This is a genomic window from Microcoleus sp. PH2017_34_RAT_O_A (assembly GCF_020737885.1).
Classification (GTDB): Bacteria; Cyanobacteriota; Cyanobacteriia; order Cyanobacteriales; family Microcoleaceae; genus Microcoleus.
On the sequence record NZ_JAEQDD010000184.1, the window covers coordinates 1 to 3939 of the forward strand.

Consider the following 3939-nt stretch of genomic DNA (forward strand, 5'->3'; position numbering starts at 1 on the left):
ATAGCTGGTAAAAGTATAGTCATCTATTACATGACATGGGAGGCTTCCAGTCCCTCCCCTTTCGCTTTCACTTCGAGCGGATTGACCCGCCTTGGCTGAACTACGCAGCTCTCTATCCCATTGCCAAAGGCATTTGGGATTGCTTTTCTGAGGATGTTGTAAGAACCGTTAACATCGGAGTTAATTAATTGACCGACTGATGTTCTGTATAATCCTCTTTTGATTCGCCTGCCACTAAATACGACATCCAAAGCGCTAGTATGCCCGTACACAGGAATTGGATCTAGATTCAAGAAATTAAAGTCGGCGACCCCCTCACGAGAGCCGCCGCTCTCCAAAACCGTGCGTGAAAATTTCTCTTCACACGGCTCCTCAATGACTCGGTGATTGTCACTCATACCGCGTTACCAACATATCCTCTTTCCAGAACCATTCTGTACGTGAAGGTGGCTTAGGTTTAACACTTTTACAGCTAGATTTTGTACCCCGACTGCCATCTGTAGCAGTCTTTATATCGTGGCAATGCCTGTGAAGTAAGTCCCAGTTGTCATAAGAATCCTTTCCACCTTTCGATTTAGGAATTCTGTGGTCAACTTCCATGACATCTTCGTCTCGAAAATGTAATCCGCAGTGAGAACATTTACCCTTTTGAATCTTAAGAAGTGTTGTCACTCTTTTGGGACTTTCAGGGTGTTTTCCCATTCTTATACTCCAATACACCAGGTTTCCGTCGTATGGTGACGATTCGCCTTTAACTTTGGCATGGTCTATGATTTTTATTTGACCATGTTTACGTAACCGGAGAGGGTTAGTCCCTTCTTCCCTGATTGCGAATACCCAGTGATCATTGCCTATGGTTTGCCAGTATTTATTTGACACCCATGTTTTCGATTTGTGATGGCGATGATTTGCCCAAGCTCTGAGTTTTTGATACACCAGTGAGTCTAATTTATAGAAGACTTTGCTACTTGGAACCGTTCGGTAATAATTAGCCCACCCTATAATTAGAGGATTTAACCTCTTAATTAAATCTGATTGAGATTTGGCTTTGTGGATGTCTATTATTCTTGCGATTTCTTTGAGGTGTATCTTAACTTTTGTCGGGCTTGGGGTGATGATTGTGCTGAAACCCAGTAGTTCACCTTGGGGATTTTTCCCGCTAGTATATTTGCCAGATGGATATTGCCTGACTTTGAATCCCAGGAAATCAAATCCTGGAGACTGTCCATCATGGCTGCTCATTGTGTGAGCTATCCTTGTTTTACTGAATTTTAGCTCCAAACCCATGCCTTTTAGCCATTCAGAGATTATCTCTTTACACTTTTGAACAACGGTTAAATCTTCGTGGAGAATTACGAAGTCATCGGCGTATCTTATTAAGGATATGCTTTTACATTTTTGTTGCCAGCTTACTTGCCCTTTTCCTGTTGACTTTTTGATGTCCAAGGTTTTGGCAAATTCCTTAATTCGATGTTCCATCCCGTGGAGAGCTATATTAGCCAGTAGTGGAGAAATAACTCCACCCTGTGGCGTACCCTCAAGTGTTGGAAACAACTGCTGTCCGTCCATCACCCCCGCTCTGAGCCATGCCTTGATTTGGCGGCGCAAAAGCGGGAATGTATTTAATTTTTTAAGCAGTGCTTCATGGTCGATTTTGTCGAAGCATTTGGCGATGTCCGCATCTAGCACATATTTTTGCTTATACCTAATCGCATTAAATATTGCCCCGATAGCATCTTGGCACGAGCGTCCAGGTCTGAACCCATATTGGTTCGGTTCAAATCGCGCTTCCCATTCTGGTTCTAATGCCAGTTTAACAAGCGCCTGCAATGCCCGGTCTTTCATTGTTGGGATTCCTAAAGGTCGCTTCTCTTCTGTACCAGGCTTGGGAATCCATACTCGCCTGGTTGGGCTGACCTTTGAACTCAGGTTTATATTACCTATTAGGTCAAGGCGTTGCTTTGGGGTTAGTGATTTGACACCATCCACACCTGCCGTCTTTTTTCCTTTGTTATCCTGAGTAACCCTACGAACCGCTAAGCATTTTGCAGCCCAGGACTTCATCAACAACTTTTGGAGTCTGCGAAGCGCCTTAATATCACCACGATTGGCGGCTTGATAGATTCTTTTCTGCAACTTGAACACAACTCTTTCCAGCTTTCGCCAAGGAGTCTTGTTCCATTCATACATCGGTTTTACCGTGCTCATGACTTTTATATTGCTACTGGAGGCTCTATCTTCCGAGACACCGTGGGTCTGTCTGCATATCTCCCTCGTTACAGGGGAGCTTTCGCTTTTGACCCAATCTCTCCTTGCCGTTGCATCCGGTTAGCACCTACTCTGAAAATCGACTTTTCCAGAGAGCAAACGGTAGGTTATTTCGTTCCTGTTCGTCTTTGTTTAGAGCTTTTAGGGTGGTACTTTCCACCGGGTTTATTACAGAGTGCTTGGTTGGTCAAACAAACAATTGCCAACCCTGTGGTAAATTGAAGGTAGAATCCCTTTATTACCAATCCTTGCCCTTTTGGGACTCCCAGCGTATCAACCTGTTTCGCTGGTTATCTCTCACGATGGTTCGGATGTACCTTTGCTTTTGCTACCCATAAACTCCTGCTCAACGGGATTCTAGAATAGGTTTTCCAGTTACCGCTTTTTCACCCCGCTTTACGGATTGATGGCTAATCGCTACCGTAGGGGTGATGCTTTCACCGCAGCACCAGCGGGATGGGACTTGAACAGTGTTCTCACCCACAAGACGAACAAGTTGTCATCTAACAAGGGATTAAAGTGCGAACTCAATCCATATTGGATTACCTTATTAGAGCCTGAATTCCCCCCATTTCTGGGTTTCTTCAGAACGAAACGCACGCTCGACTTAGACGTGTAAGATTCTTCTTGAACAATCACCTTAATTCCCACCAATCGAGCCTTGTATTCCAACATCTCAATTAATCGAGCGTGAGGAATGCTGACAAAGTTTTGATTAGTTCGTTTTCCCAGGTTAATTTCAGTTTTCCACTGTGCATTTTTGCCAATTACTAGCGTCCCAATTTGATTTGCCGTCAGAAGTTCGACTATTAATCGACTTGTGTGATGCAAGTAATTATCGACTTTTTGGTTGCGACAGCGGGTTAAGCGTTGAAGCCGGGGTGAGGTTTTGCGCTCCCCTTTTAGTTGGGATTGCAACTGCGAAGAGCGTTTGTTGTAGAACTGGTTAATCGATTTGAGTGGTCGCCCGTTAATCAAAAGAGGGATAAATCCCGGTTGATTTGAAGTTAGCGCCACTAAATTGTCCAGTCCCAAATCAATACTAGCTACGAAGTTGTTACTGCTAGCGGTGGACTCCGGTTCATCGTAAATTACCTCAATTACATAAGCATCGCATTTGGGAACCAATCTAACTTGACAAATTCGTTCGGGATTTACTTTGGTTTTGATTAAAATCTCAGTACCTGACAGTTTAATAATTCCATTTTTCAACTGCCTGCTGCTTATTGCTTGAATCGTATAAACCAGGATATTTCGACCTTTGACTTTATCTTTGTACTTAGGTAGTTTTGGACGACCCGTAAATTTAGAGGCATCTTTTTTGTAAGCTTTGAGAGCTTCAAAAAACGATTTCCAGTTTTTGTCTAACAACATCAAGATTTGCTGGCCAACCTTGGCAGGCATTGCTTTGTAAGCTGCGTGAGATTTCATCAAGCGATTCATTTCGTTGTAATTGACATAGCCCCATCCATAAATGAAACTTTGACGAAGGACATAATTGGCAGCATTGTAGAGATTCTTCGATTTAAAAGCTAGTTCGTCAATTTGGACGAAACGGCGTTCTTTCGATTTAATGATGTGACGTTCTGTTAGCTGCATTCTCAACCTCCTGACCACATAATACCATGCTTGATTACTTATGCTTACAAACTGAATGAAGTTTTACAATAC

Annotated in this window: 2 protein-coding genes and 1 pseudogene; all 3 read right to left on the minus strand. The window is 43.2% G+C overall.

The features are described from left to right. Positions 1 to 26: 26 nt before the first annotated feature. A pseudogene (locus JGK11_RS32460) lies at positions 27 to 299 on the minus strand (RNA-guided endonuclease TnpB family protein); the annotation flags it as partial. A gap of 91 nt (positions 300 to 390) precedes the next feature. Next, positions 391 to 2208, minus strand: coding sequence for a group II intron reverse transcriptase/maturase (gene ltrA, locus JGK11_RS32465; protein WP_293187180.1), 1818 nt, complete (start codon positions 2206 to 2208; stop codon positions 391 to 393). A 477-nt stretch (positions 2209 to 2685) separates the two neighbouring features. Beyond that, a complete protein-coding gene (locus JGK11_RS32470) occupies positions 2686 to 3867 on the minus strand; it encodes a transposase (RefSeq protein WP_293214468.1) in 1182 nt (393 codons plus the stop codon). Between the last annotated feature and the right edge of the window lie 72 nt (positions 3868 to 3939).